The sequence below is a fragment of the Streptomyces sp. NPDC014656 genome (assembly GCF_043084305.1).
GTDB lineage: Bacteria > Actinomycetota > Actinomycetes > Streptomycetales > Streptomycetaceae > Streptomyces.
The window spans coordinates 115,046-140,123 of the sequence record NZ_JBIBZN010000015.1; the positions used below are offsets into that span (position 1 = coordinate 115,046).

Here is a 25,078-nt window from a genome sequence, read left to right on the forward strand (position 1 = left end):
GTTCCTCCTCGAAGGACCACGGCGAATGCGACGGATTCCGCCACGCCCTCAAGACCGAGGAGCCCCCCGGAAGGTTGTACGCCCCCGGCAACGCAAGAGGCCCGGACTCTCGTCCGGGCCTCTCATCTATGTGCACTCGGCAGGATTCGAACCTGCAACCTTCTGATCCGTAGTCAGATGCTCTATCCGTTAAGCTACGAGTGCTTGTTTTTAGTTCTTGTCTCCGTTTCCCGGCCCTTTCGGCCCGCTGTCCCGGCGACAGGAAGAACATTACATGAGTCCCGGCGTCATGTGAAATCCGATTAGCTCACCCCATCTGACCTGCGGAAACGTCGCCGGAGGGGTCGCCGGCCGGCAGGGTGGAGCGGGGGGTTCCAGCGGGCGGAACGGGGCTGGAGGGGCCGGAAGAGACCGGGGTCACAGGTGAGTCGGCCGGGTGGTGCCCCCCTGGCAAGAGGGCGGGGGAGAACGGTCCGGGAACGGCGGAAGCCCCGGCCGTGGGGCCGGGGCTTCCTGAGGGCGGAGGCGGAGGGATTTGAACCCTCGATGGGCGGTAAAACCCAAACCGCATTAGCAGTGCGGCGCCATAGACCGGACTAGGCGACGCCTCCTCGCACCCCGCGCATGCGCGGAAGGTGCGTGCAGATGATGACACAGGCGAGCCTGGTGTCACCAATCGCTTTCACCGTACTAGGCGGGCGGGGCCCAGGGCAAAGCCCTCGGCGCGCCCCGGGGCGCCTCCCGCACCGGCACCGGCACGACACCGCGACCGGCACCGCGACCCGTGCCGTGGCCGGTGCCGTGACCCGTGCCGTGACCCGTGCCGTGGCCGGTGCCGCCCCCGCCCGGCGCACCCCGGTTGCGCAACGCCCGCGGGGCCGGAGCGTTAGAGGGGTGGTGGGGTGCCCCGCCCGTGACGCCCCGCCGATTCCCGTACCGCCCGATCCCCCTGCCCGTACGCACGCACCCGGAGTCCCTCCATGGCACTGCGCCGTCTCGTTCTCGCCGCCGCCCTCGCCGCCGGGCTCGCCGGCACCGCCGCCGGTGCCGCCTCGGCCGTGCCGCTGCCGCCGCTGCCGCTGCTCTCGCCGCCCGACTCGCTGACGGTGACCGTCACCGGCAGCGGGAACCCGGCCGCCGAGGGGAGCTGGAAGCTGACCTGTGACGACCGTCCGCAGGGCGACCATCCGGCGGCCGGGCGGGCCTGCGAGCGCCTGGAGGGCTTCGCGCGCGCCGGGGAGGACCCCTTCGCGCCGGTGCCGGCGGACGCGCTGTGCGCGCAGGTGTACGGCGGCCCGGTGACCGCCCAGGTGACGGGCACCTGGCAGGGGCGGCGGATCGACGCCCGTTTCTCCCGCGCGAACGGCTGCGAGATCGCTCGCTGGGAGAACGTGGAACCACTCCTTCCGAGCGTCCGGAGCTGAGGACCGGGGGCGCCGTTAGACTCCCTCAGTGACAGGGCCGCCGCCCGAGGGGCAAGATGGGGCCGGCCCGCCGTCACGGCACATGCCGGACGGCGCACACCGCGGGCACGGCCCGCAGGCAATTGCAGGCGTCAGGGAGGAAGCGTCGTCGTGAGCAGCAGGCCATCCCGAGGCGCTGCTCGCCTCGCAGCCATACTCGATGCCCTCCCCGACGGCCTCGTGCTCGTCAACTGCAACGGCACGGTCGTCAACGCCAACACCATCGCGCTCGGCATGTTCGAGACCCCCGGCACCGCGCTCGTCGGGCGCGGGCTGCTCGATCTGCTGCCGTCCTTCGACTCGCGCCTGATCCCCGGCTCGATGCGCCGCCCCGACCCGGCGGACGAGCGCGGCCGGACCACGCCGACCCGGATGATCGCCCGCCGCACGGACGGCGGCGAGTTCCCGGTGGAGGTGACCAGCGCGAGCCTGGAGGACGGGCGCGAGGCGTACGACTCGTACAGCAGCTACACCGGCGACGAGCTGCTGATGCTCGTCGTCCGCGACCTCACCGGCACCCTCGACACCGAGGCCGAGCTGGCCCGCTCGCAGCGGCAGACCGAGATGATCCTGCGGGCCGCCTCCGAGGGCGTCGTCGGCACGGACACCGACGGCCGGGTCGTCCTGGTGAACCCCGCCTTCGCGCAGATCCTCGGCTACCGGGCCGGCGAGCTCGGCGGCGCCGAGCTGCACCCGCTGATCCTCGCCAAGCGCGCCGACGGCACGCCGTTCCCGTACGAGGAGTCCCCCCTCGCCGACACCCTCAAGTCCGGCCGCAAGCACCGGGTGCGCGGCCAGGTGCTGTGGTCGAAGGCCGGCGACCGCGTGCCGGTCGACCTGACGACCGCTCCGGTGCGGGACGGGGACCAGCTCGTCGGCGCCGTCATGACCTTCACCGACCGCAGGCCGCACCAGGAGCTGGTCGAGAAGCACGCCGCCGAGCTGGCCGACCTGGCCGAGCGGCACGCCGCCGAGCGCGAGGCGCAGGCGGAGAAGTACGCGGCGCTCGCCTCCCGGCACGCCCAGCTGACCGCCGTACTGGCCGACTCGCTGCGCGGTCCCCTGGAGGAGCTGCGCGCCGAGCTGGGTTCGCTGGCGGCCGACGACGGCGTGCAGCTGTGGCCCGAGGCCAACCAGGTGCTGCACCACCTGGTCGCCGGGTACGCCCGGATGACCGCGCTCGTCGACAACGTCCTCGGCTACCAGCGGCTGGACGCGGGCGAGGAGGAGCTGGACCGGAAGGTCGCGCTGCTCGACGGGATCGTGACCGGCGGCATCGACGCGGCCGTGGAGCTGATCGGCCCGGGCCGCGCGCAGTTCGCCGTGCACGCGCCGCCGATCGAGGCCGAGGTCGACGCCGGCCGGCTGACGACCGCGCTCGCCCACCTCGTCGCGGACGTGGCCGGGGTCGACGCCACCGGCAAGACCCGCGCCTCGGCGCAGGGCGTGGCCACCCCCGCCGACTCGACGATCGTGGTCGCGGCGGCGCAGCGCGGCGAGGTCGTCCGCATCGAGGTCCGCGGTCCGTACGCGGGCGGCGACCCGGTCCACGGGCCCATCGTGCGCGGCATCGTGACGGCGCACGGCGGTGTCGTGCAGACCCACGAGGTGCCGGGGACGAGCGGCGGCGCGTACGTCCTGGAGGTGCCGATCGGGGCGGGGCGGGGAACCGTTCCCGCAGCGGAGCGGAAGCCCGCGGCGCAGGAGCCCGAGTCCGGTCCGGAGACCGGGGCGGAGACCGGGGCTGCCGAGCCGGAGACCGCTCGGGGCATCGCGCCGAAGGCCGCGCCGGGGCCGGAGGAGGCTCCGGCAGGTGGCGTACCCGCGCTGCCCGCTCAGGCTTCCGGTCCCGCGCAGGATTCCGGTGACGGCGGGACCGCGGGCGGTTCCGGGCGGCGCCGGGCCCGGCGCGGGTCCACCGACGCGTTCCTGGAGAGCCCGGTCTCCCCGGAGGGCGGCGCCGGGGCCGTCGCCGTGCCGGCCACGGGCGGCGGACGCCGCCGCGCCCGTACGGAGGAGGCCGCGGGCCCCGCCGAACTGATCCCCGCCCAGCAGTCCACGGGCGCCGGGCCGACCGGACGCCGCCGGGGCCGCCCCGCAGAGGGCGCCGTGGTGACCGCCGCCGAGGGCGCGCAGGAGCGGCCCGCGCTCGGCGCCGCCGTGCCGCCGCAGGGCGTTCCCGTCGAGCCGGCCGGTGCTCCCGCGCTGGCCCCGGCGCTGCCGACCGCGCCGCAGGGGGCGCTGGCCGTGGCCTCCCTGGAGGGTCCCGAGGCCGCCGAGCGGCCGACCGGACGCCGCCGGCGCGCGCTCGCCGCCGCGCAGGAGCGGGCCGCCGCCGCGGAGGCGGGTCCCCGGACGCCGTTCGCGCTGCCGCCGGCCGAGGCCGACCGCGAGGAGCCGGAGGCCGTACGGGACGGGGCCGGGGCCGGGACCGACGACCACCAGCAGCAGCACGGGCCCGTCCGGGACGTGCCCGCCGGCCACACTCCCCCGCAGCCGCATCCCCTTCCGGCCGCGCCGGCCGCACCGGCCGCACCGGTCACGGAGGTCCCGGCGGCCACTGCGGGCCCGGGGGCCACCGCGGTCCCCCCGGCCGCCTCGGTCCCCCCGGCCACTGCGGTCCCCCCGACCACTGCGGTCCCGCCCGCCGGTCTGGCACCGGCTGCCGGGCCCGCACCGGCTGCCGGGCCCGCACCGGCTGCCGGGCCCGCACCGGCTGCCGGGCCCGTACCGGCTGCCGGGCCCGTACCGGTTGCCGGGCCCGTGCCGCCCCACGCCGTACCGCCGGTCGCGCCGTCGGCCGTACCGCCGGCCGTACCGCCGGTCGCGCCGTCGGCCGTACCGCCGGTCGGTCCGGCGGCCACGCCCACGCACGACACCGGCGTCGGTACCGGCAACGGCACCGGTTCCGTCCCGCTGCCCCCCGAGCTTCCGATGCCGACCCCGGCACCGAGGCCGACCCCGGCCCCGGCCCCGAGGCCCCTGCCGGGCCCCGTCCCGCCCGCGGCGCCGCTGCCGAAGGACTCCACGCAGGGGCGGGCGTTCAGCGTGCGCACGCTCGGGCAGGGCGTGCCCTTCGCGCCGCCGGCGCAGGCCGGGACGCCCGTGGCCGCGTCGTCGAACGGCTCGGGCCGGCGCCGCAAGCTCGCGACGCCGCCGGAGCTCGACCCTCCGGCCCCGGTCCCGGCCCCGGCCGCGGGCCAGGCCCCTGCTCAGCTCCCCGCCGCCGCACCCGCGTCCGCGTCCGTACCGGAGCCGGTCGGGCTGCCGCACGCCGCCGGGTCCGAGGGGCGGGGGCGCGCGTACGCGATAGGGGCGCCCGCCGAGGGGTCCGCCGAGGGGCCCGAGCCGCTCGACGGTCCCGGCGGCGCGGTCGAGGTCGTCAACCGGCCCGCGCCGCTGCCCGTCGACGACGAACTGCCCCCGGAGCCGCTCGACAACCCGCGCCGGCTGCTCGTCTGGCCCGCGCCCGACGTCTCCACCCAGCAGGCGCTGAGCGACCGCGGCTACCGGCCGGTGATCGTGCACTCCCGCGAGGAGGTCGACGCGCAGATCGCCGCCTTCCCGGCCGCGCTCTTCGTCGACCCGCTGACCGGGCCCATCACCCGGACCGCGCTCCAGTCGCTGCGCCAGGCGGCCGTCGCCGCCGAGGTGCCGGTGCTGCTCGCGGCCGGGCTCGGGCAGGCGGGCCGGGAGGAGGCGTACGGCGCCGATCCCGCCGTCCTGCTCAAGGCGCTCGCCCCGCGCGACAGCGAGCAGCACCCCTCCCGGGTGCTGGTCATCGAGGAGAACGAGCACATCGCGGACGCCCTCGCCGCCACCCTGGAGCGGCGCGGGATGCAGGTCGTGCGCGCCGCCACGGACACCGAGGCGGTGGCGCTGGCCGGCGAGACCCGGCCGAACCTGGTGGTCATGGACCTCATGCAGGTGCGCCGCCGGCGGGCCGGGATCATCGACTGGCTGCGGGCGAACGGGCAGCTCAACCGCACCCCGCTGGTCGTCTACACCTCGACCGACCTCGACGCCGGGAAGCTGCCCGAGCTGTCCTCCGGCGAGACGGTCCTCTTCCTGGCCGAGCGCTCCAACAGCGCCGAGGTCCAGGCCCGGATCGTCGACCTGCTGGCGAAGATAGGCACCAACTGAGGAGAGGGGGAGGGCCCTTTCGGCGTCCTCCCCCTCTTCCCGGCACCGGCTCAGTCCTGTTCAGACCGGACCAGACCGGACCAGACCGGACCAGACCGGCTCGAGCTGGCCCGGGCCGGCTTACAGCTGGGTGACGTCCAGCTCGCCCTCCGCGTACTGCCTGCGGATGACCTTCTTGTCGAACTTGCCGACGCTGGTCTTCGGGACGGCGGGCACGATCGCCCAGCGCTCCGGCAGCTGCCACTTGGCGATGCCGCCCTCGGTGGCGAGGAAGTCCCGCAGGGTCGCGTAGTCGGCGGTCTCGCCCTCCTTGAGGACGACGGTCGCGAGCGGGCGCTCGCCCCACTTCTCGTCGGGGACCGCGACGACGGCGGCCTCGGCGACGGCCGGGTGGGCCATGATCGCGTTCTCCAGCTCGACGCTGGAGATCCACTCGCCGCCGGACTTGATGACGTCCTTGGCGCGGTCGGTGAGGGTGAGGAAGCCGTCGGGGCTGATCACGCCGACGTCACCGGTCTTCAGCCAGCCGTCCTCGCTGAACTTGTCCTCGGGGCGGATCGGGTCGGCGCCCACGCCACCGAAGTACGCGCCGGCGATCCAGGTGCCGCGCACCTCCAGCTCGCCGGCCGACTCGCCGTCCCAGGGCAGGTGGTCGCCGCCGGGGCCGACGAGGCGGGCCTCGACTCCGGCGGGGAACCGTCCCTGCGTGACGCGGTACGGCCACTCCTCCTCCGGGGTCAGCCCGGCCGGCGGATTCGCCATCGTGCCGAGCGGGGAGGTCTCCGTCATGCCCCAGGCGTGACAGAGGCGGACGCCGAGCCTGTCGTACGCCTCCATGAGGGAGGGCGGGCAGGCGGCGCCGCCGATGGTGACCTGCTTCATGGAGGAGAGGTCGCGCGGGTTGGCGGTGACCTCGGCGAGCAGGCCCTGCCAGATGGTGGGGACGGCGGCGGCGTGGCTCGGCTTCTCGCGCTCGATCATCTCGGCGAGCGGGGCGGGCTGGAGGAAACGGTCCGGCATGAGCATGTTGATGCCGGTCATGAAGGTGGCGTGCGGCAGGCCCCAGGCGTTGACGTGGAACTGGGGGACGACGACCAGGGTCGTGTCCTTGTCCGTGAGGCCCATCGACTCGGCCATGTTCACCTGCATGGAGTGCAGGTAGATCGAGCGGTGGGAGTAGACGACGCCCTTCGGGTCGCCGGTGGTGCCGGAGGTGTAGCACATGGCGGCGGCCGTGCGCTCGTCCAGCTCGGGCCAGTCGTAGGTGGTCGGACGGCCGGCGATCAGCTCCTCGTACTCGTGGACGCGCGGGGCGGCGCCCTCCAGGAGCGAGCGGTCGCCGGGACCTGCGACGACGACGTGCTCGACCGTCGGCAGGTGCGGCAGGAGCGGGGCGAGCAGGGGGAGCAGCGAACCGTTGACGAGGACGACCCGGTCGGCGGCGTGGTTGACGATGAAGACCAGCTGCTCGGGGGGAAGCCGCAGGTTGAGGGTGTGCAGGACGGCGCCCATGGACGGCAGCGCGAAGTACGCCTCGACGTGCTCCGCGTTGTTCCACATCAGCGTCGCCGTCGCCTCGCCCGGCCGGACTCCCAGCTCGTCGCGGAGCGCGTTGGCCAGCTGGGCGGCGCGGTCGCCGATCTCCGCGTAGGTGCGGCGCTGCGGCTCCGGCTCACCGGTCCAGGTCGTGACGGTGGACCCGCCGTGGACCCGCCGGCCGTGCTCGAGGATGCGGCTGATGGTGAGCTGTACGTCCTGCATGGTGCTGTACACGGGGCGTCCTCCCGGTGGGCGCTACGTGGCAGTAAGGATGTGCAGATTCTGCGCACGTACCGAGCGGTATGTCACTACCCGGGAGTACCGAAATTGCCAGTGATCACTGGCAGATGCCAAGGGCACACCGAGGGCGACGGGCCGGACGTCCCTGGTCCGGGGGCGGTTCGCGGGTGATCCGCGGGCGGTTCGCGGGCGGTTCGCGGGTGATCCACGGGTGACGGGCTCGCCGGTCCGAGGCCCGTGGGCCGGTCGTGGGCCGGTCCGTGGGCCGGTCCGTGGTCGGGTGACGGGCCCGCCGGGCGGGGCTCAGGCGGCGAGGTCCGCCGTGAGTTCCGGGTCTTCGCGCAGGCGGCCCAGGGCGCGGGAGACCGCGCTCTTCACCGTGCCCACGGAGACCCCGAGCACCTCGGCCGTCTGGGCCTCGCTGAGGTCCTCGTAGTACCGCAGGACGACCATCTGCCGCTGCCGCTCCGGGAGCTTCATCACGGCGCGCCACATGGCGTCGTGCAGGACCTGGCGCTCGGCCGGGTCCGGCTCGCCCGGGCCGGCGGGCTCGGGCAGCTCCTCGCAGACGAACTCCTCGACCTTGCGCTTGCGCCACTGCGAGGTGCGGGTGTTCACCAGCGCCCGGCGCACGTACCCGTCGAGGGCCCGGTGGTCCTCGATCCGCTCCCAGGCCACGAAGGTCTTGGTGAGCGCGGTCTGGAGCAGGTCCTCGGCGTCGCTCGGGTTCGCGGTCAGCGAGCGGGCGGTGCGCAGCAGCAGCGGCTGCCGCGCCTTCACGAACGAGGAGAACGAGGGGTACGCGGACGGGCGCGGGCCCTGGCGCGGGGAGGTGCGCGGGGCCGTGCGCTGTGCGGGCCGGGTGGCGGCCGTCGAGGCACCGGCGCAGACGGGGCCAGTGGGTGGCGGAGTCATGGCTCCACGCTAGGAGCGGCGGGGTGCCGGGCGGATCGGCCCCAGGTCCCGAACCCGGCTCCCCCTCAGGTCGGAGTCCTCGGGGTGGCCCCACCTCCTCTGGGTGGAGCCGCCGTCACCCCGGGGTCAGGGTCGCCCCCGCGTCGGGGTCACCTCGACGTCGGACGTCGGGGTCACCTCGACGTCGGACGTCGGGGTCACCTCGACGTCGGGGTCACCTCGGCGCCGGGGTCACCTCGGCGCCGGGGTCGCGCGTCAGGTGTCCGTGCCCAGGACCAGGCCCGAGGTCGGCACGCCGGTGCCGGCCGTGACCAGGGCCCGGGCCGCGCCGGGTATCTGGTTCACGGAGGTGCCCCGCAGCTGCCGCACCGCCTCGGCGATGCCGTTCATGCCGTGCAGGTAGGCCTCGCCGAGCTGCCCCCCGTGGGTGTTGATCGGCAGCGCGTCCGCCGCGACGAAGTCCCCGCCCTCGCCCGGCCCGCAGAAGCCGAACTCCTCCAGCTGCATGAGCACGAACGGGGTGAAGTGGTCGTAGAGGATGCCCACGTCGATGTCGGACGGGCGGAGTCCCGAGGTCTGCCACAGCTGCCGCGCCACGACCCCCATCTCGGGCAGGCCGCTCAGCCCGTCCCGGTAGAAGCTGGTCATGGCCTCCTGCTTGCGGCCCGCCCCCTGGGCGGCGGCGAGGACGACGGCGGGCGGGCGGCGCAGGTCGCGGGCGCGCTCGGTGGTGGTGACGACGATCGCCTGGCCGCCGTCGGTCTCCTGGCAGCAGTCGAGGAGCCGGAGCGGCTCCGCGATCCAGCGGGAGGCCGCGTGGTCGGCGAGGGTGATCGGCCTGCCGTGGAACCAGGCGGCCGGGTTGGTCGCCGCGTACCGCCGGTCGGTGACGGCGACGTGCCCGAAGACCTCCGGGGTGAGCCCGTGGTCGTGCAGGTAGCGCTGGGCGGCCATGGCGACCCAGGAGGCCGGGGTGAGCAGCCCGAAGGGCAGCTGCCAGCCGAGCGCGGCGCCCTCGGCGGACGGCTCGCGCCGCTGCACGCCCGAACCGAAGCGGCGGCCCGACCGCTCGTTGAAGGCCCGGTAGCAGACGACGACCTCGGCGACGCCCGCCGCGACGGCGAGCGCGGCCTGCTGGACGGTGGCGCAGGCGGCCCCGCCGCCGTAGTGGACGCGGGAGAAGTAGGAGAGCTCGCCGATGCCGGCCGCCTGGGCGACGGTGATCTCGGGGCTGGTGTCCATGGTGAAGGTGACGAGCCCGTCCACGTCCCCCGGGGTGAGCCCGGCGTCGTCGAGCGCGGCGCGCACCGCCTCGACGGCGAGGGAGAGTTCGCTGCGGCCGGAGTCCTTGGAGAACTCGGTCGCGCCGATGCCGGCGACGGCGGCCCGGCCGCCGAGGCCGTCGGGGCGGCGCAGGCTCATCGGGGCACCTCCACGGTGACGGTGCCGGTGACGTGGTGGCCGAGGCCGTTCGCCCCGGCGACGCGGACCAGGGCGAGGGCGGTGCCGTCCGGGCCGTCCGTCACCCCGGTCACGGTGCCGGTCAAGGTCATCGTGTCGCCGGGGTGGTTGGGCGCGCCGAGCCGGATGGCGACCTTGCGGAGCACCGCGCCCGGACCGAAGTGGTCGGTGACGTACCGGCCGACGAGGCCGTTGGTGGTGAGGATGTTCATGAAGACGTCCGGGGAGCCCTTCTCCCGGGCGGCCTCGGCGTCGTGGTGCACGTCCTGGTAGTCGCGGGAGGCGACGGCCCCGGCCACGATCAGGGTGCGGGTCACCGGGATCTCCAGCGGCGGCAGCGCGTCCCCGGTCCGCACCGCGGGCCGGTCCTCCATGGGCTTCACGCCGGCTCTCCCTTCGCGAGCAGGTCGCCTAGTTCGGCGAGGAGTTCGGTGCCGTGACCGAGGTAGGCGTCGAGCTGGCGGCCCCACAGGAAGTGCCGGTGCACGGGGTGGTCGAGGTCGGCGCCCGTGCCTCCGTGGAGGTGCTGGCCGCTGTGCACGACCCGTTTCCCGGCCTCCGAGGCCCACCAGGCGGCGGTCAGCGCCGCCTCCGCGCACTCCAGGCCCGCGTCGGACCGCCAGGCCGCCTCGTAGGCGGTGACCCGGATGGACTCGGTGTCCATGTAGGCGTCCGCCGCCCGCAGTTGCACCGCCTGCCGGGTGGCGAGCGGCCGCCCGAACTGCTCCCGTACGGAGGTGTGCGCGACGGCGCGGGCCAGCGAGCCGGCGCAGACGCCCGCCTGGAGCCCGGCGAAGGCGGTCCGGGCGGCGGCGAGCACGTCCTCGTACGGTCCGGGCCCCTCCTGGTCCCCGAGCCGCTCCGCGGGCGTCCCGTCGAGCACCAGCCGCCCCGCCGACCAGGGCGCGGTCAGCTCGACGGCCTCGACCCCGGCGTCCTCGGCCCGCACCAGCCACAGGGCGCGGTCGGCGTCCGGGACGAGGACGTGGTCGGCGTCCCGCAGCCAGGGCACCCAGGCGACCGCCCCGGTGAGCCGCCCGTCCCGCGCCGTGACCGCACCGGTCGCCGCGACTGTCCCGGCCGTCGCGACCGTCGCCGTCGCCGTCGCCGTGACCGTCGCCGTGACCGTCCCGGTCGCAGGGAAGGCCCCGGTCGCGACGGCCGTGCCCTCGCCCAGCGCCGGCAGGAGGCGGGCGCGCTGCTCCGCGGTGCCGTGCCGGGCGACGGCGAGGATCCCGTACACCCCGGTGGCGGCGAGCGGCACCTGGGCCGTCACCCGGCCCTGCTCCTCCAGGAGGAGGACCAGGCCGAGCAGGCCGATCTCCCCGACGGCGGCGGGCAGTCCGGCGGCGCACAGCGCCTTCCACAGCCCGTCGTCCGTGCCGGTGCCGGCGGCGGCGAGCCGCTCGTGCGTGGAGAGGTCGCCGAGGATCCGGGCGGCCAGCTCCCGCGCGGCCTCCTGCTCCTCGGTGGGCGTGAAGTCCATGTCAGCGCTCCCCTTCCCCGGATCCCGCGGCCGGCCCGTCCTCCACGGCGCGGAAGACGGGCAGCTCCAGCTCCTCGTCGACCCGCTGGAACTCCAGCCGGACCGGCATCCCGATCCGGACCTTGTCGTACGGCACCCCCACCACGTTGCTGATCATCCGGACGCCCTCGGCCAGTTCGATCAGCCCCACCGCGTACGGGGGGTCGAAGGCGGGGAAGGGCGGGTGGTGCATGACCACGTACGAGAAGACCGTGCCCTCGCCGCTCGCCTCGACGGCCTCCCACCCCGCCGCGCCGCAGTCGTTGCACCCCGGCAGCCAGGGGAGCCGGAGGGCGCCGCAGGCCGTGCACCGCTGGATCAGCAGCCGGTGCGCGGCGACGCCCTCCCAGAACCCGGCGTTGTCCCGGTTGATCACCGGCCGGGGCCGGCGGGGCCGCTCGGCGGACGTCGCGGGTGTCCCGGACGTCGCGGGCTCCGTGGACGTCACGGATGTCGCGGGGGTCGCGGTCCTCGCGGTCTTAGCGGGCTCCGTGGACGTCACGGGTGTCGCGGTCTTAGCGGGCTCCGTGGACGTCGCGGACCTCATGGGCGTCGCGGACTCCGTGGACTTCGCGGGCTCCGTGGACCTCATGGGCGTCGCGGACTCCGTGGACTTCGCGGGCTCCGTGGACCTCATGGGCGTCGCGGACTCCGTGGACTTCGCGGGCTCCGTGGACTTCGCGGGGCGCGCGGCGGGGGCGTACTTGAGGATCCGGAAGCGGTGGGTGCCGGCGAGCTCGCCGCCCGCCCGCACGTCCGTCCGGGTGGTCACGAAGTGCCCGGTGCCGAGCCTGGTGGTCTTGCGCGGTGAGACGGACTCGACGACGGCGTCGAAGCTGATCTCGTCCCCGGGCCGGAGCGGCCGCAGGTACTCCTGCTCGCAGTCGGTGGCGACCACCGCGGTGTACCCGGCTCGGTCGAGGAGGCCGAGCAGCTCCCCGTACGCCTCCGAGCGGTCCTGGTGCCCGGAGAGGCCGCCCATCGTCCACGCCTGGAGCATGGCCGGCGGCGCCACCGCGTCCGGCCCCCGGTACGCCGGGTGCGCGTCCCCCATGGCCTCGCACCAGTGGCGGATCATCGGCAGGTTCACCGGGTCCTTCCCCCGCCCCCCGGTGGCCGCGGGCCGCCCCTCGTACGCCTTCAGCCGGTCGTACAGCCCGTCCTGGGCGTCCCGCGCGTCCCGGGCCTCGTGGGCGTTCTGAACACCCTGGCCCTCATGGCCCTCATGGCCCTCATGGCCCTCGCGGCCCTCATGGACGTTCTGGGTGTCGTGCGCCCGCTCCTTCCCGCTCATCGCCGCCCCCTTCCCCGCATGCCGAGCCGCGCCCGCGCGACGATCTCCCGCTGCACCTCGCTCACCCCTCCCCCGAAGGTGTTGATCTGGGCGGCGCGGTTCATGCGCTCCAGCTCGCCGCCGTCCCGCTCCCCCGGCGATCCCGCTCGCACCGTCCCCGCGTCACCCGCGATCTCCTGACATATTCGGTACACCTCCACCGCCGATTCGGTTCCCGCGAACTTCACGCCGCTGGCGTCCCCCGGGGTCAGCCGGCCGGCCCCCGCGTCCCCCACCAGACGCCAGTTGAGCAGGCGTGTAGCCGCCAGCCGGGCATGCGCCTCGGCCGCCCGGATCCGCACCCACGGCTCGTCAACACGACGCCGTCCGGTCACCGGATCAGGTGTACGGGCGCGGTCGAGGGCGGCGGCGAAGAAGCCCTCCGCCTGCATCCCGATCGCGGCCAGCGCGACCCGTTCGTGGTTGAGCTGGTTGGTGATCAGCCCCCATCCGCCGTTCTCCTCTCCGACGAGGTTCCCGGCCGGGACCCGGATGCCGTCGTAATAGGTCGCGGTCGTGGTGAGCCCGCCGACGGTCTCGATCGGGGTCCAGGAGAAGCCCGGGGCGTCGGTGGGGACGAGGAGGATGGAGATCCCCCGGTGCGGGGGCGCCTCCGGGTCGGTGCGGCAGGCGAGCCAGACCCAGTCGGCGTTCTGCGCGTTGGAGGTGAAGATCTTCTGCCCGTCGACGACCCAGGAGTCTCCGTCGCGCACCGCGCGGGTGCGGAGCGAGGCCAGGTCCGTACCGGCCTCGGGCTCGCTGTAACCGATGGCGAAGACGCACTCCCCGCGCAGGATCCGCGGCAGGAAGGCGGCCTTCTGCTCCTCGGTGCCGTACCGCATGAGGGTGGGGCCGACGGTGTTGAGGGTGACCATCGAGACGGGTGCGCCGGCGCGGTATGCCTCGTCGAAGAAGACGAACTGCTCGTCGGAGCCGCGCCCCTGGCCGCCGTACTCCTCCGGCCAGCCGAGGCCCAGGAGCCCGTCGGCGCCGATCCGCCGCAGCAGCCGGCGCTGGGCGGCGCCGTCGGTCGCCGGGGGCGGCCCGTCGGGCATCGTCTCGCGGAAGTACGCGCGGAGTTCGGCACGCAGCCGGAGCTGGCGCTCGGTCGGGGCGAGGTGCACGGGGCGGCCTCCCGGAGGGGACGACGAAGGTTTCTGACTGTCCGTCAGATCCACTCGCCCTGTCAAGGCACCCAGGTGGAAACGGAGGGGCGGCCCGGCGGGCAGGCGTGGTGATCCGGCTGGCAGGCGTGGTGATCCGGCTGGCAGGCGCGGCGGTTCGACTGGCAGGCGTAGCGGTCCGGCCGGCCGGCGAGGCGGCCCGGCGGAACGGCGAGGCGGCCCGCACGCCGGTACCGAAGTACCGCCGCACGGGCCGCCGTTCACACCGCGGTCACACCGCGAGCACACCCCCCTCGGGCCGGGCCCGTGGGATGGTCACCACCACGGGAGGAAGTTGACCGTGTTGTTCGCCTGGGAGATGTGGGTGAACGCCGAGCCGTTCACACTCGCCGTGTTGTTCTGGTTGGAGGCACCGGAGCCGGTCGCCACCTGCTGCGTGGTGGTGGAGTTGCCGTTGTTGTCGCCACCCACGCCGCTGCCGATGATCGTGGCGACGCTCGTGTTCGATCCGTCGTCCGCGAAACCGCCGTTGTCGGCCTGCGCCACCCCGCCGAAGAGGGCGGCGGCGAGCGGCAGGGCGACGACGGCGGCGGCGATGCGGGCGGTACGGATGCTTGCCATGTCTGTTCCTCCGGGAACTGAAGCCAGTCTGCTGTGCACGGAATGATTCGGTGGTGAAGGAAGGCCGAGAACTCCGGCCCTGACCAGGGAAGTTGGCCTACCGCCCCGGTCGTTTTCTGCTCGACGTCGCGAATCCAGAGTTGCCCACCGAATCCCCGGCGAACCACCCCGGAGCGGCTCATTCCCCCGCAAGCGTGAGGACAAGCCGATAAACCCTTCGTAGCCGAGAAAGGCCCAGCTCAGCCCGGCCCCACGGCCCCAGGCCCCATAGATCCCTTACCCCCCAAGAGAGGAAGCGTTCCGTCACCCCGCCCCAAAACCGGACGACCCGCCTCCGCCAGCCCCCACAACCCCCCGAACACAAAGCCGCCCTTTCGAGCTAGAACTCGAAAGGGCGACAGGACGGCAGGACGGCAGGACGGCAGAGCAACAGGACGACCGGACACCCGGGTGCCGGAGCCTCAGGGGCGAAAGCTCCGGATCAGCCGCCGTCACCGCCGCCCACCGCCGCCTCGAAGGCCGCGTACGCGGTCGCGTCGAAGAGCACGAACCGCACCTCCCCGACCTCCGTCCGCGCCGCCCGCACGGTCTCGACCGCGATCCGCGCCCCGTCGTCGATCGGCCAGCCGTAGACGCCCGTGGAGACGGCCGGGAAGGCGACCGTACGGGCCCCCAACTCGTCCGCCACCCGCAGGGACTCGCGGTAGCAGGAGGCCAACAGGTCCGACCGGTCCTCGCTCGCCGACCAGACCGGGCCCACGGTGTGGATCACGTGGCGGGCCGGCAGCCGTCCGGCCGTGGTCGCGACCGCCTGACCGGTCCGCAGCCCCTTGCCGTAGTGCGAGCGGCGCAGGTCCCGGCAGGCGGCGAGGATCTCCGGCCCGCCCTTGCGGTGGATGGCCCCGTCGACCCCGCCGCCCCCGAGCAGGGACGAGTTCGCGGCGTTGACCACCGCGTCCACCGCCTCGGCGGTGATGTCCCCCCGCACCAGCACGATCCGGACCACGACACCCTCCTCAGCCCCTGGGGCTCCCTGCCTCCCGGCCTTCCGGCCTTCCGTCTCCTCAATCCTCCCGTCGCCCCAGCGAAAGGAGGAAGCGCTTTTACCCCACTCCGCCGCCCCGCGGGCCACGGACCGGGGCCCGGAACGGCCCGTACACGGCGCAATGCATACCTACGAGCCGGTACCGAGGAAGCGATGTCACACGTACGAGTGGGTGTTCCGGCCTGCGCGACCACCCCCGGAACCACCGCCTCCGCACCCGACATCCATGGGTCCCCGACGGGCACGGGGAGCGAAATGGCCGGTCCAACAGGTGTTTCACCCTGAAGCGGAAGGAGAAAAGCGCGTGTCTAACCTCGCACCCGCGCCTAAATTATCCAGAATTTCACCTACTGCCCCAGTTGAAACCACGACGTCTCGTCGCCTAGGAGCGTGTCATGCAGATTCGCAGGTGGCTCCCGGACCAGCCCACCCTCATCGGCCGCCACGACTGGCCGGACGAGGGAGACGAGGGAACCCATCTGCGGCTGCGGGCCGGTTCCATCGTCGTGCTGGACCGGCGCGCGTGGCGGGTCCTGGAGGTCACCGGTTACCCCAACGACCACTGGCCCGAGGCCTATGAGAAGGCCTGGCGCGACCACATGGAGCTGTGGTGGCACGCCAACGAACTGCGGAGGGTCAACAACCAGTCGGTCAAACCGGCTTCGGACCGCGGCAACTTCTACAAGCGCCCGGTGGTCCTCGTCCTGCGCGACGAGAACCTCCCCCGCTCCGCGCCGAAGCACTGGTGCGCCCCCGCCAGCCTGGGCTGGCAGGTCCTTCCCGAGCACTACGCGGTCTGCCGGGCCTGCGGCGAACTGCCGCCCTGCCACCACGGGGAGTACAGCCCCGAGGCCGGTCCCCGCGTCCCCGAACAGAGCGGCGGGATCCCGCTCATCGTGCCCGAGGGCTGCTGCATGGGGTGCGCCGAGCTGATCAAGCCGCGCATGCGGACCGTGCGCTTCCCCGGCCCCAACCTCTGGTACCCGGACCTGGGCGACGACACCGCGGTCTTCCACTCCCGGTCCGCCTGCGAGGACCAGGTGGCGCTCTACCGGGCGCAGTGGCAGGCCAAGTACCCCCAGCCCGCCGTCCACCCGCCCACCCCGGCCTTCCCCGGCTTCGACCACTTCTTCCTGCCCCAGCCCCGCCACGACGCCGGCCCGGCCTCCGCCCTGGCCCCCAGCCACGGCCACGACCTCGCCCACAGCCACGGCCAGGGCCACGACCTCGGCCACAACCAGGGCCACAACCACGACCACGCGCCGGCACAGGGCCAGGTCCAGGGCCAGAGCCAGAGCCAGAGCCCCTCACACGCCCACGGCCAGAGCACCTCCCCCGCTCACGGCCAGAACCCCTCCCCCACCCACACTCCGGGCACCGCCCCCACCCACGCGCCGGGCGCCTCCTCCACCCGCACTCCGGGCCCCTCACACGCCCATGGCCAGGGCCTCGTGCCGGTGCACGGCCAAGGACTCGTGGCGGAGCACGGGCAGGGCGCCGTGGCGGCGCACTCCCCGGAGGAGGCCCGCTCCTCCCTGGTCACCGGCTCCGGTGCCTTCTCGCCCGCCTTCGAGGACTACCGGCCGGAGCCCGACCCGTACCCCTCGGCGCCACACCCGGCCCACCAGGCCGCCCACTCCGCACAAGCCCCCCAGGCCGCCCACTCCGCCCACTCCGCGCAGGCCGGCCCGCCCGCGCCCGCCGCCGGCCCGGCCCCCGCTCCGGCCCCCGCCCCCACGGCCACCCCGATGGCCGCCCCCATGGCCGCTCCGGCGACTGCCCCGATGGCCGCCCCGGATGCCATGCCCGTCGTCCGGGCCGCGGAGGAGCTGAGCCGTTCCCTCACCTCCCCGCCGGTCTTCCACAACGCGGAGCAGGCGGCCCGGGTGATCGAGGAACTCACCGCCGCGGTCCGCAACATCGCGCTCTGCCTGAACAGCCCGCAGGCCCGCAGCCACCCCCTCTCCTGAGGCGCCGGGCCGCCGTAAAACCGAGAGCCCCCGCCCGGTCTCGCCGGGCGGGGGCTCTCGCGCACCGCGGTGGGTGTGGGATTTGAACCCACGGTGACTCGCGCCACGACGGTTTTCAAGACCGACCGGCGGACAGCGCTCGTACGCCATCTGACCTGCATCTTCCCCACGCCGAGGGCGCAGTGTCGAGATCCTGGCCCACACATGGCCCGTGAGACCCCTGCGAGAGGCCATAGCAGTGCCCCCGGCGACCGCTTGCCGAGCCTCAGCCTGCTGCCAGTCCCCAAGCGGTCGCCACCAACCCCCAGCCGCCAACCAGCACGAAGACTCCGCCGAGAAGCCGCTGGAAATCATATGAGGCGAGGAAACCCGGCTGTCGGCTCCTCTGACGCTCGTGCAGCCGCCCCGGGACACCATGGAAGTTCGTCACCAGAGCGAGCCCCAACAACACGAGGACAGCACACAGCGGCAGTGCCAGCCACGGCGACGCCACGTCACGACTGGCCATCGTGACTCCACCCTCGTACAACTCCACGCCAAGCTTCATGCGGCCATCGTCCCAGCCATGGACCCCGTCAGGGAAAAGATGTTCGGAAGAGAGGTTCCTGTGGCCGAGTCATCCGTTCTGCTCCCCGGATACGCTGGCTGTCACCAGCCGACGATCCGGGAGTGTGCGCCGAGGATGGGACCCAAGACGCAGAGGGTCTACGAGACGATCCGTTCATGGATCGAGTCGGGGCGCTTCGGCCCCGGCGACAAGCTGCCGTCCGAGCGGGCGCTGAGCGCCGAGCTGGAGATCGGCCGTACCGCACTGCGTCAGGTGCTCGCCCGTCTGTCGAACGAACACTTCATCAAGGCACACGACCGCAGCTCCTACCGCGTCCTCGGCGGCGAGAGCGTCCCGACGCCGGCGGAGATGGAGCCGTGGAAGATCCACGGCTCTCGCCACGTCTACGAGAACCGGTGGGTGAACCTGGACCTGGTCGACGTCGAGCCGCCCGGAGTCGACCGCTTCGAACATCACGTCGTCCGGCTCTTCCGCGTTGCGGTCACGGCTGTGCTCGATGACCAGGACCGCGTGCTCATGCTGTGGCGGTACCGCTTCGTGCCGCAGCAGTGGGGCTGGGAGCTGCCCGGCGGAATCGTGGACGCGGGCGAAGACGCGGCCACCACGGCGGCCCGCGAGACCGAGGAGGAGACGGGCTGGCGCCCTGGCCCCGTCGAGCACGTCGTGAGCTACCAGCCGATGATCGGGATGGTCGACTCGCCGCACGAGATCTTCGTGGCCCATGGCGCGGAGAAGGTCGGCGAGCCGACTGACGCCGAGGAGGCCGGGGAGATCGCCTGGATCCCCCTCGACGACATCCCGCGCCTGATGTCCGAGGGCAAGCTCATGGGCTCCGGCACGCTCGTCGCCCTACTCCACATCCTCGCGTCCCGCTCTAGAGGCGCCCGGTAAGAAGCTCCACCCGCCGGCGGTACCGCACGGACCCCGTGCGGTTCGCCAGCAACCGGGCTTTCTGGAGATGCGTCCGCGCTTCGTCCAGCTCGCCGCGGGCGAGGTGCGCCTGGGAGAGGTCGCAGTGAATCCCAGAGTTCGCGCGGACGAAGGTCTCATCCGCGCTGCGGAGCGACGCGTACAGCTCCTCCATCGCTGAGGCGTCACCGAGCTTGGCAAGGACGTTCCCGCGCCACCTCGACAGGTGGCCGGTGTTGAGAAAGATGCTCAGCATGTCGGCGTCACGGACTTCGCCGTCGTCCGGGAGAAGCGCGGTTGCACGCTCAAGGGCGGCCCGCGCGGCCGATTCCATCTCCGGGCCGCCGACGGCGGCACACAGCTCTGCCTCTGCTGCCGCAAGCCATGCTCTGAGACGGGGAGACTGGCGCTCGGTGTGGGCGCGCTGCGCGTCGCGTACCAGCTCGACAGCCAGCTGCGGCCGACCGGCGTCCGCGAGTACGTACGCCTGCTCTCCCATGGCGTGCGCGAGGTACAGCGGGGACTCGGCATCCTGTGCCGCCTTCTTGGCGAGCTCGTACCGTCGCCATGCCCGATCCACGGCGCCGGCGTCCAACGCCTGCCAGGCGGCGAGGGTGGATGCTCCCGCGAGGGCAGTGGCGATGGGCCGTCGCGCCCCCGGCAGCACGGCGAAGGTCAGCGCTTCCTCCATCGCCGCCAGGTGGCCGTTCATCTGGTCGACGAGGCCGGTCGCACCCATCTGCCGATCCATGGTCCGCAGTAGCTCGGTCTGGGCCAGGAACGCCGGGACCATGGACTGACTCAGACTGCCGGCCGCATCGATCCGGCTCAGCAGGTCCGCGTAGCCGTCCGCCTGCGGCTCGGGGGTCTCGTCCTCGCCGCGCAGCTCGACGTCTGTGGCACCCAGGAGCGGCCGCAGGATCGCGGCGTAGCGATCCGTGATGGTGCGGCGCCCGTTCTCCCACTCCGACACGTAGGTCTTGAGACTGGCTGCCGAGGCGATGTCCAGCAGCCGCTGCTCCGCGAATCGCCGCATCTCGTGAATCAGTCGGTCTTGCGACCACCCTCGCGCGGTCCGGATCGCCTTTAACCCCTTAGCCACGCCGCCTCCGTAAAGCCGCAGGTGAGAGCTGGTTAACACCCTTGAGGTTAACCCCAGTTGGCTACCGAGGGGCCCTACTTGAGCCGTTCTCTGGAGGAGCACACCGACACGCAACCCGAACCAGGGGTTGCATCTGGTGCGCACCAGATGCCAATCTGTTGGTGCGCACCAGATGGGCCGCGAAGGCCCTGACGGCGTGTGCTCAAGGCGGGGACGCTGCAATCCCGCTGAAGGCCAGGGGACAGGGCTTCGGCCCGACTGGCGAGGTGGCCCGGTGACCGCGAGCAACGGCCGGAGAGTGGGGACACGGTCCCCTTTGCAGTGATCCATCCCTGTTTTCCGAGGTCGAGGAGGTCCCAATGTTCCGACGAAGACCCTGGGCGCCGCCCCGCTGGACCGGCGGGGCCGGCCATGCCCACCGCGTCACCTGACTACCGCGGCCGCTTCGGCTGCGGCCGGTTGCCTCCCCCGCCCGTCCGGCCCCCGTTCGCGGGGCCGCTGGACGGGCGGGGTCGAGGGGAGCCGGAGGAAGTCCCCCTGGTTCTGACGGCGAGAGGCCCCGGTGCGGGAACACCGGGGCCTCGGTTCGAGCCGTCCCTACCCCTTATCTACGAAGGGAGCACGACCCAATGAAGTCCATCGCTGCACTTCAGGCCGTTGTTACGGCCGCCCCGTTCGACGGTGAGCCGTCGGACGCGGAGCTGGACGCGATCGAGCGGGAGATGCCGCTGATCGTGGCGGAGATCGACCTGCTCGACGTGGAGATCTGGATGCTGGACCGCCCCTCCACGGTGCTGGACGAGCGGCGGATCCGCCGGGCCCGTAACCGGGTCCTGGACGAGCGCCGCAACCTGACGAACCGCGCCGGCGTGGCGCAGGCGGGCGGTGCCGCATGATGACCACCGCTCCCGCTCCTGAGGTGCTGCTCGACCACCGGGGCAACCCGCGGGCGACCATCGAGATGGGCCTCAGCTACGAGCAGGCCCGACTCGGCTCGGCCTTCCACGAGGCCGGGCACGCGGTGGTCGCCATGGCCTACGGCGTGCACGTGGTCTCCAGCGAGGTCATCGCCTGGCTCCCGGAGCCGGGCCGGTACGCCGTCACCGGGTACACGGCCTACGAGTTCCGTCCGAGCATGCCGTGGCAGTTCGCCGCGCAGTGCGCGGCCGGCACGCTCGCCGAGGTCCAGTACCTGATGGTCCACGGTCTGTGGACGCCCGACCGGGCCGTGTCCTGCGCCGCCGTTCACGACCGTGAGCAGGCCATCGACCTGCTCGCCGAGAACGGCTTCCGTCTCGATCGCGACCGCGTGCCGGCGGGCGGGAAGTCGTGGGGGCAGGTGCGGGGTATGGCTCGGCGCCGGGTCGGGCTGCTGTGGCGGGAGATCCGCACCGTGGCCCACGCCATGAACGAGAACACCAAGCTCACCGGCGAGCAGATCGCCGCCATGACCGGCCTGGCCAACGCCCCCATGCAGGTGGGGGGTGCGGCATGAGCGAGTCCGACACGCTCCCGGCCGACGTCGTGGACCTGTTGACGGCGGTGGTGGAGGCCCTGGACCTCCCGATCCCGTCGATCGAGACCGCCGACGAGCGCAAGCACTACCGGCTGCTCGAAGACCGCACGATGCACGCCCGAATCGCTCTGCAGTGCCTGCTGCGTCACCGCGACCACCCGGACCTGCCCGACGACACGGCCTACATCCGCCGCTGCACGGCCGAGCACCCGATCACCTACACCCCCTACGACTCCGCCCGGACGGAGGATGAGGGGTGAGCGCCACCGAGCGCAGGAAGCTGGGCACGCTCCAGCGGGTGGTGCTGGGGGCGGCGTTCGTGCCGATGCTGGTCACGGGCGGCGCCGGCGGGTACGGCACCTACACCAACCTCACCGCCGCCTACGGCTCCGGCACCGCCGTCGGAGCTGTCGCGGCCGGCGAGGGCGCCACCGGCGTCCTGGCGATCGTGCTGCTGGGGCTGACGCTGCTGGGGCAATCCTCGCCGCGGGTGATCCGGGCGGGGCTGTGGGCTCTTCCCGCGGCCGCCGCCGCGATGTCGGCCACGGCCGCGAAGAGCCCGGGCGAGATGGTCATTTACGCCCTCACCCCGATGGGCATGACCGCCTCGGCGGAGGGGGCGGCGTTCCTGGCGAGGCGGATCGTGGTCTACCGCGACGGCCGCGACGCCGAGGCCGAGGCCCACGCCGCCGATCTGGTGCAGGCGATCGCCTACCAGCGGGCGATGTCCGAGCGGCACCCCAACCCCAAGGTCCGCAAGAAGGCGGAACTGGAGTACTGGAAGCTCGGCAAGAAGGTCGGCGCCGGGGACATCGTTCTGGGCACCCGGCTGGTCGACGCCCAGCGCGAGAAGGTCACCGCCGGCGCCCATGCCGCCCTCGCCGACATGTTCGGGGCGACCATCGTCGCCCCGAACATCACTGGACCGGTCGAGCCGGAGCGGGCGGTCACGGTGGAGCTGGAGGTAGACCGGTCCACCCGACTGATCGACTCCACGAATGCGGAGGAATCGGAATGGACCGGCACGGAACGGTCTACCTCTGACCAGCCGCTTCCCGCCCTCGCCCCCGCCCCGTCCGACCCCGGCCCGGCGGGCGAGGAAGAGTCCACCCCGCCCGCTGCGGTCGAGTCGACCGGTCGAGTGGCCATGCGGGTCGTGGCCGCCGAGCAGTCCGCTCCGGTCGCACGGGTCACCCGCCGGGTCCCGGACGCGGCCAAGGCACCCGTGCCGCGCCGTACGCGAGATGAACTGCTCTCTGAGGCACGGCAGTTGACCGAGTCGTGGCCGGTGGAGCACCTGACGGCGGACCGGATCCGGCGGGCGGTGCGTACGTCGCCTGAGAAGGGCCGGTGGCTGCGCGAGATCCTGCGGGCCGAGCGGGGTGAGGCCGCGTGAGCGCGCTGCCGGTCTATCGGTGGCGGCTCGCGCCTGAGGGGCTTGCGACGTTCCGGCAGCTTCGGGCGATGGGGTTGCGGCCGGGCGGTGCCCCGGTCGTGGCCCAGCTCGAACGCCCCCGCCGCCGGCGCGGCCCCCTCGTCGCCTACCTCTACCGCGTCGACACCGCCCGCCCCGTGCGGCCGATGACGCCCGCCCGCTGGGCGGCCCTCGCCGCGGCGAACGCGGCCCGGCGGATGTGCCCGGAGTGCGGGCGGGACGCCGGATACCGCATCCCCGCCTCGCTCGGCATGTGCACCCCCTGCGCCTACCCCGACACGACGGCCGCGTGAGCGGCACCCAGGAGACCGGCATGCGCCCCGTCATCCTTCACTCCCTCGTCCACACCACCGACCGGCCCGGCATCCGCCACTGGGGCCCGGAACGCATCACCGCCGCCATGGCACGCAAATGCCTGCGCATGGGCCACCGGGTCGCCGACGCGGTGACCGTCTACGAGACCACCGACCGCGACGGCAACCCCGTTCGTGTCGTCCACGTCCACCACGGGCCGCGCCGCTGGTCCCGCGTGCTGTTCGTGACCGACATCTACGAGATCCCCGCCGCCCTCACCGACATCTGACCAGGGAGAACACCGTGTTTGCGACCGTGTTCGTGCTGCTCTACGTCGGTCACCTGCTGGCCGACTACCCCTTCCAGACCGACCACCAGGCCGCCCACAAAGCCGAGGGCGGCGCCGCTGGGTGGCGGGCCAACCTCACCCACGCCGCCACCCACATGGCCGCCTGCGGTCTCGCCCTCGCGGCCGGGGCCGCCGTCCTCGGCGTCACCGTGTCCCTGCCGGCCGCCCTGGCCGCGCTGGTGTGGATCGGCGGGACGCACGCCTTCATCGACCGCCGCTGGCCCGTGCGCTGGTGGATGACCCGCATGCGCCAGACCTCATGGGCCGCTCACGGCGGTGCCGCGCACGTCGACCAGAGCGCCCACATCCTCGCCCTCGCGCTGGCCGCCCTCGCGCTGGCCGCCTGAACCGCCGGAAGGACACCCCATGACCGTCACCGCGTCCACCGAGGTCACGTACCACTTCGTCCTCACCCTCCAGACCGACGACGGGAGCACCGTCACCGACGACGGCACCATCCCGGTCCAGCCCGGCACCCACACCCGTGCCCAGGTCCTCAACGCCGTACGGGCCGGCATGCTCCAGCGCTTCGGCCTGACCGGCTGCTCCGTCCTGTTCTTCTCCCTGGCACCCGACCAGCTCTGAAAGGAGCCCGCACCGTGAGCAACCTCCCCGAGCCCGCCCCGATCGTCCGGCTCCCCGACGGCACCTACACCTACGCCGACCACCTCCCCACCCCCCTCCAGCCGGGTCCGGCGCCGCAGGTCATCCAGCACATCCACCACGCCCCGCCGGACCGGACGGTGCAGCGGGTCGCGCTCGGCTCCGGCATCGGCGCCGGCACCGTCGCGGCCGGCGTCTACTTCGGCCCCCTGCTCGTCGGGGCTCTCACGGCGATCGCGGCGAATCTGGCGCTGCTCGCGTTCCTCGCGGCCGTCCTGGTCTGGGGCGTCCACACCGTCGTCAAGTCCGTCGGCGGCCCCGACGGGCAGCAGGCCGCGAAGGCCATCGGCAAGGCCCGCCGGGCCCGGAAGGGGAAGTGACCGTGTTCCGAGGCGGACAGAAGGTTCTGATCGTCGCCTGCGAGGACGACTCCCGCGCCGTCGGCAAGACCGGCCGTGTCCTGGACGAGGTCCCCCCGGGCCCGCTCACCGACGGCCGGTGGACTGTCGACCGCATCAGCATCTGGATCGCCCCGGTGCTGTGCCACGCCCACGAACTGCGTGCCATCGACTGACGGCTGCCCGCCCACCCCCAACCGAGCTGGTCGGGGGTGGAAGGGGAGCCGGGACAGCCCCGGCACCGGAAGGGACCTGATCGTGGCCGGCAAGAAGAACGACGCGTACGACCCGAACCACCCGCCGCTGACCCTCGGCGAGGGCGTGAAGTTCGGCTGGTACATCGCCCGCATGGCCAAGCGCGGCATCGCGAGCGAGACCGTCTACCAGGGCGACCTGGAGAAGAAGGTCGACCGCCTCCTCGACCGCGCCCGCGAGCGCGCCGAGAAGAACGCGAAGAAGAAGTAGCTGTGCCCCGGGGCGGCCGACAGCCTCCAAGCATCACCGGCCGCCCCGGGCCCATCTCCC

Annotated in this window: 26 protein-coding genes and 2 tRNA genes; 15 read left to right on the top strand and 13 right to left on the bottom strand. The window is 73.4% G+C overall.

The window, feature by feature from the left end; genetic code table 11:
* Window positions 1-131: 131 nt before the first annotated feature.
* Together ACF1ED_RS29150 and ACF1ED_RS29155 are read right to left on the bottom strand one after the other, a co-directional pair.
* A tRNA-Arg gene (locus tag ACF1ED_RS29150) sits at window positions 132-204 on the bottom strand.
* A gap of 316 nt (window positions 205-520) precedes the next feature.
* Window positions 521-611 (bottom strand) — tRNA-Ser (locus ACF1ED_RS29155).
* Between the two features lie 369 nt (window positions 612-980).
* Between ACF1ED_RS29155 and ACF1ED_RS29160 the strand changes: the two genes are divergently transcribed.
* Together ACF1ED_RS29160 and ACF1ED_RS29165 are read left to right on the top strand one after the other, a co-directional pair.
* Window positions 981-1,424 carry an SSI family serine proteinase inhibitor gene (locus tag ACF1ED_RS29160; RefSeq protein WP_391765431.1) on the top strand — a complete coding sequence of 148 codons (444 nt, stop codon included), beginning with the start codon at window positions 981-983 and terminating at the stop codon, window positions 1,422-1,424.
* A gap of 150 nt (window positions 1,425-1,574) precedes the next feature.
* On the top strand, window positions 1,575-5,606 hold the full coding sequence (locus ACF1ED_RS29165; protein WP_391765433.1) for a PAS domain-containing protein: 4,032 nt from the start codon (window positions 1,575-1,577) through the stop codon (window positions 5,604-5,606).
* A 120-nt stretch (window positions 5,607-5,726) separates the two neighbouring features.
* On the opposite strand, the gene ACF1ED_RS29170 is transcribed toward ACF1ED_RS29165, so the two are convergent.
* From ACF1ED_RS29170 to ACF1ED_RS29210, 9 genes are all read right to left on the bottom strand, one after another.
* Window positions 5,727-7,379, bottom strand: coding sequence for a long-chain fatty acid--CoA ligase (locus ACF1ED_RS29170; protein ID WP_391765434.1), 1,653 nt, complete (start codon window positions 7,377-7,379; stop codon window positions 5,727-5,729).
* Window positions 7,380-7,688: 309 nt separating this feature from the next.
* The gene (locus ACF1ED_RS29175) at window positions 7,689-8,300 is read right to left on the bottom strand and encodes a SigE family RNA polymerase sigma factor (protein ID WP_391765436.1); all 612 of its coding nucleotides are present in this window, start codon (window positions 8,298-8,300) and stop codon (window positions 7,689-7,691) included.
* Window positions 8,301-8,555: 255 nt separating this feature from the next.
* Window positions 8,556-9,722 carry a lipid-transfer protein gene (locus ACF1ED_RS29180; RefSeq protein WP_391765438.1) on the bottom strand — a complete coding sequence of 389 codons (1,167 nt, stop codon included), beginning with the start codon at window positions 9,720-9,722 and terminating at the stop codon, window positions 8,556-8,558.
* Window positions 9,719-10,135 carry a MaoC/PaaZ C-terminal domain-containing protein gene (locus ACF1ED_RS29185; RefSeq protein WP_391765612.1) on the bottom strand — a complete coding sequence of 139 codons (417 nt, stop codon included), beginning with the start codon at window positions 10,133-10,135 and terminating at the stop codon, window positions 9,719-9,721. Before ACF1ED_RS29185 ends, ACF1ED_RS29180 begins: the two co-directional genes overlap by 4 nt.
* A gap of 5 nt (window positions 10,136-10,140) precedes the next feature.
* Complete coding sequence (locus tag ACF1ED_RS29190) at window positions 10,141-11,247, bottom strand: acyl-CoA dehydrogenase family protein (RefSeq protein WP_391765440.1); 1,107 nt, start codon at window positions 11,245-11,247, stop codon at window positions 10,141-10,143.
* 1 nt (window position 11,248) lies between these two features.
* Window positions 11,249-12,580 carry an OB-fold domain-containing protein gene (locus ACF1ED_RS29195; protein WP_391765442.1) on the bottom strand — a complete coding sequence of 444 codons (1,332 nt, stop codon included), beginning with the start codon at window positions 12,578-12,580 and terminating at the stop codon, window positions 11,249-11,251.
* Window positions 12,577-13,743 carry an acyl-CoA dehydrogenase family protein gene (locus tag ACF1ED_RS29200; RefSeq protein WP_391765444.1) on the bottom strand — a complete coding sequence of 389 codons (1,167 nt, stop codon included), beginning with the start codon at window positions 13,741-13,743 and terminating at the stop codon, window positions 12,577-12,579. The genes ACF1ED_RS29195 and ACF1ED_RS29200 overlap by 4 nt, the downstream gene beginning before the upstream one ends.
* A 315-nt stretch (window positions 13,744-14,058) precedes the next feature.
* Window positions 14,059-14,364, bottom strand: coding sequence for a hypothetical protein (locus tag ACF1ED_RS29205; protein WP_189949252.1), 306 nt, complete (start codon window positions 14,362-14,364; stop codon window positions 14,059-14,061).
* Window positions 14,365-14,845: 481 nt separating this feature from the next.
* Window positions 14,846-15,370 (bottom strand): O-acetyl-ADP-ribose deacetylase, encoded by a 525-nt coding sequence (locus ACF1ED_RS29210; protein ID WP_391765446.1) that lies wholly within the window; start codon window positions 15,368-15,370, stop codon window positions 14,846-14,848.
* A 434-nt stretch (window positions 15,371-15,804) separates the two neighbouring features.
* On the opposite strand from ACF1ED_RS29210, the gene ACF1ED_RS29215 reads away from it, so the two are divergent.
* On the top strand, window positions 15,805-17,379 hold the full coding sequence (locus tag ACF1ED_RS29215) for a hypothetical protein (RefSeq protein ID WP_391765448.1): 1,575 nt from the start codon (window positions 15,805-15,807) through the stop codon (window positions 17,377-17,379).
* 265 nt (window positions 17,380-17,644) lie between these two features.
* On the opposite strand, the gene ACF1ED_RS29220 is transcribed toward ACF1ED_RS29215, so the two are convergent.
* Window positions 17,645-17,926 carry a hypothetical protein gene (locus ACF1ED_RS29220; protein ID WP_391765450.1) on the bottom strand — a complete coding sequence of 94 codons (282 nt, stop codon included), beginning with the start codon at window positions 17,924-17,926 and terminating at the stop codon, window positions 17,645-17,647.
* A 135-nt stretch (window positions 17,927-18,061) separates the two neighbouring features.
* Here ACF1ED_RS29220 and ACF1ED_RS29225 point away from each other — a divergent pair, with 135 nt between their 5' ends.
* Window positions 18,062-18,838, top strand: a complete 777-nt coding sequence (locus tag ACF1ED_RS29225; RefSeq protein ID WP_391765452.1) for an NUDIX domain-containing protein — start codon at window positions 18,062-18,064, stop codon at window positions 18,836-18,838.
* Here the strand turns inward: ACF1ED_RS29225 and ACF1ED_RS29230 are convergent.
* The gene (locus ACF1ED_RS29230) at window positions 18,822-19,892 is read right to left on the bottom strand and encodes an XRE family transcriptional regulator (protein WP_391765454.1); all 1,071 of its coding nucleotides are present in this window, start codon (window positions 19,890-19,892) and stop codon (window positions 18,822-18,824) included. The two genes, ACF1ED_RS29225 and ACF1ED_RS29230, sit on opposite strands and share 17 nt — an antisense overlap.
* Window positions 19,893-20,587: 695 nt before the next feature.
* On the opposite strand from ACF1ED_RS29230, the gene ACF1ED_RS29235 reads away from it, so the two are divergent.
* The 11 genes from ACF1ED_RS29235 to ACF1ED_RS29285 all read left to right on the top strand — a co-directional run bounded on the left by ACF1ED_RS29235 (window position 20,588) and on the right by ACF1ED_RS29285 (window position 25,018).
* On the top strand, window positions 20,588-20,854 hold the full coding sequence (locus ACF1ED_RS29235) for a DUF6284 family protein (protein ID WP_391765456.1): 267 nt from the start codon (window positions 20,588-20,590) through the stop codon (window positions 20,852-20,854).
* A complete protein-coding gene (locus ACF1ED_RS29240; protein WP_391765457.1) occupies window positions 20,851-21,453 on the top strand; it encodes a hypothetical protein in 603 nt (200 codons plus the stop codon). Before ACF1ED_RS29235 ends, ACF1ED_RS29240 begins: the two co-directional genes overlap by 4 nt.
* On the top strand, window positions 21,450-21,734 hold the full coding sequence (locus tag ACF1ED_RS29245) for a hypothetical protein (RefSeq protein ID WP_391765459.1): 285 nt from the start codon (window positions 21,450-21,452) through the stop codon (window positions 21,732-21,734). The genes ACF1ED_RS29240 and ACF1ED_RS29245 overlap by 4 nt, the downstream gene beginning before the upstream one ends.
* Window positions 21,731-22,870, top strand: a complete 1,140-nt coding sequence (locus ACF1ED_RS29250) for a conjugal transfer protein (RefSeq protein ID WP_391765461.1) — start codon at window positions 21,731-21,733, stop codon at window positions 22,868-22,870. The genes ACF1ED_RS29245 and ACF1ED_RS29250 overlap by 4 nt, the downstream gene beginning before the upstream one ends.
* Window positions 22,867-23,202, top strand: a complete 336-nt coding sequence (locus ACF1ED_RS29255) for an RRQRL motif-containing zinc-binding protein (protein ID WP_391765463.1) — start codon at window positions 22,867-22,869, stop codon at window positions 23,200-23,202. The genes ACF1ED_RS29250 and ACF1ED_RS29255 overlap by 4 nt, the downstream gene beginning before the upstream one ends.
* Window positions 23,199-23,492: a hypothetical protein gene (locus tag ACF1ED_RS29260; RefSeq protein WP_391765465.1), complete on the top strand. Its 294-nt coding sequence runs from the start codon at window positions 23,199-23,201 to the stop codon at window positions 23,490-23,492. Before ACF1ED_RS29255 ends, ACF1ED_RS29260 begins: the two co-directional genes overlap by 4 nt.
* Window positions 23,493-23,506: 14 nt before the next feature.
* On the top strand, window positions 23,507-23,899 hold the full coding sequence (locus tag ACF1ED_RS29265) for a DUF3307 domain-containing protein (protein ID WP_391765467.1): 393 nt from the start codon (window positions 23,507-23,509) through the stop codon (window positions 23,897-23,899).
* Between the two features lie 19 nt (window positions 23,900-23,918).
* A complete protein-coding gene (locus ACF1ED_RS29270) occupies window positions 23,919-24,137 on the top strand; it encodes a hypothetical protein (RefSeq protein WP_391765468.1) in 219 nt (72 codons plus the stop codon).
* Window positions 24,138-24,151: 14 nt separating this feature from the next.
* The gene (locus ACF1ED_RS29275) at window positions 24,152-24,535 is read left to right on the top strand and encodes a DUF6251 family protein (protein WP_391765470.1); all 384 of its coding nucleotides are present in this window, start codon (window positions 24,152-24,154) and stop codon (window positions 24,533-24,535) included.
* Window positions 24,532-24,729, top strand: coding sequence for a hypothetical protein (locus ACF1ED_RS29280; protein WP_391765472.1), 198 nt, complete (start codon window positions 24,532-24,534; stop codon window positions 24,727-24,729). Before ACF1ED_RS29275 ends, ACF1ED_RS29280 begins: the two co-directional genes overlap by 4 nt.
* Window positions 24,730-24,811: 82 nt before the next feature.
* A complete protein-coding gene (locus ACF1ED_RS29285) occupies window positions 24,812-25,018 on the top strand; it encodes a DUF6257 family protein (protein ID WP_391765474.1) in 207 nt (68 codons plus the stop codon).
* Window positions 25,019-25,078: the final 60 nt, after the last annotated feature.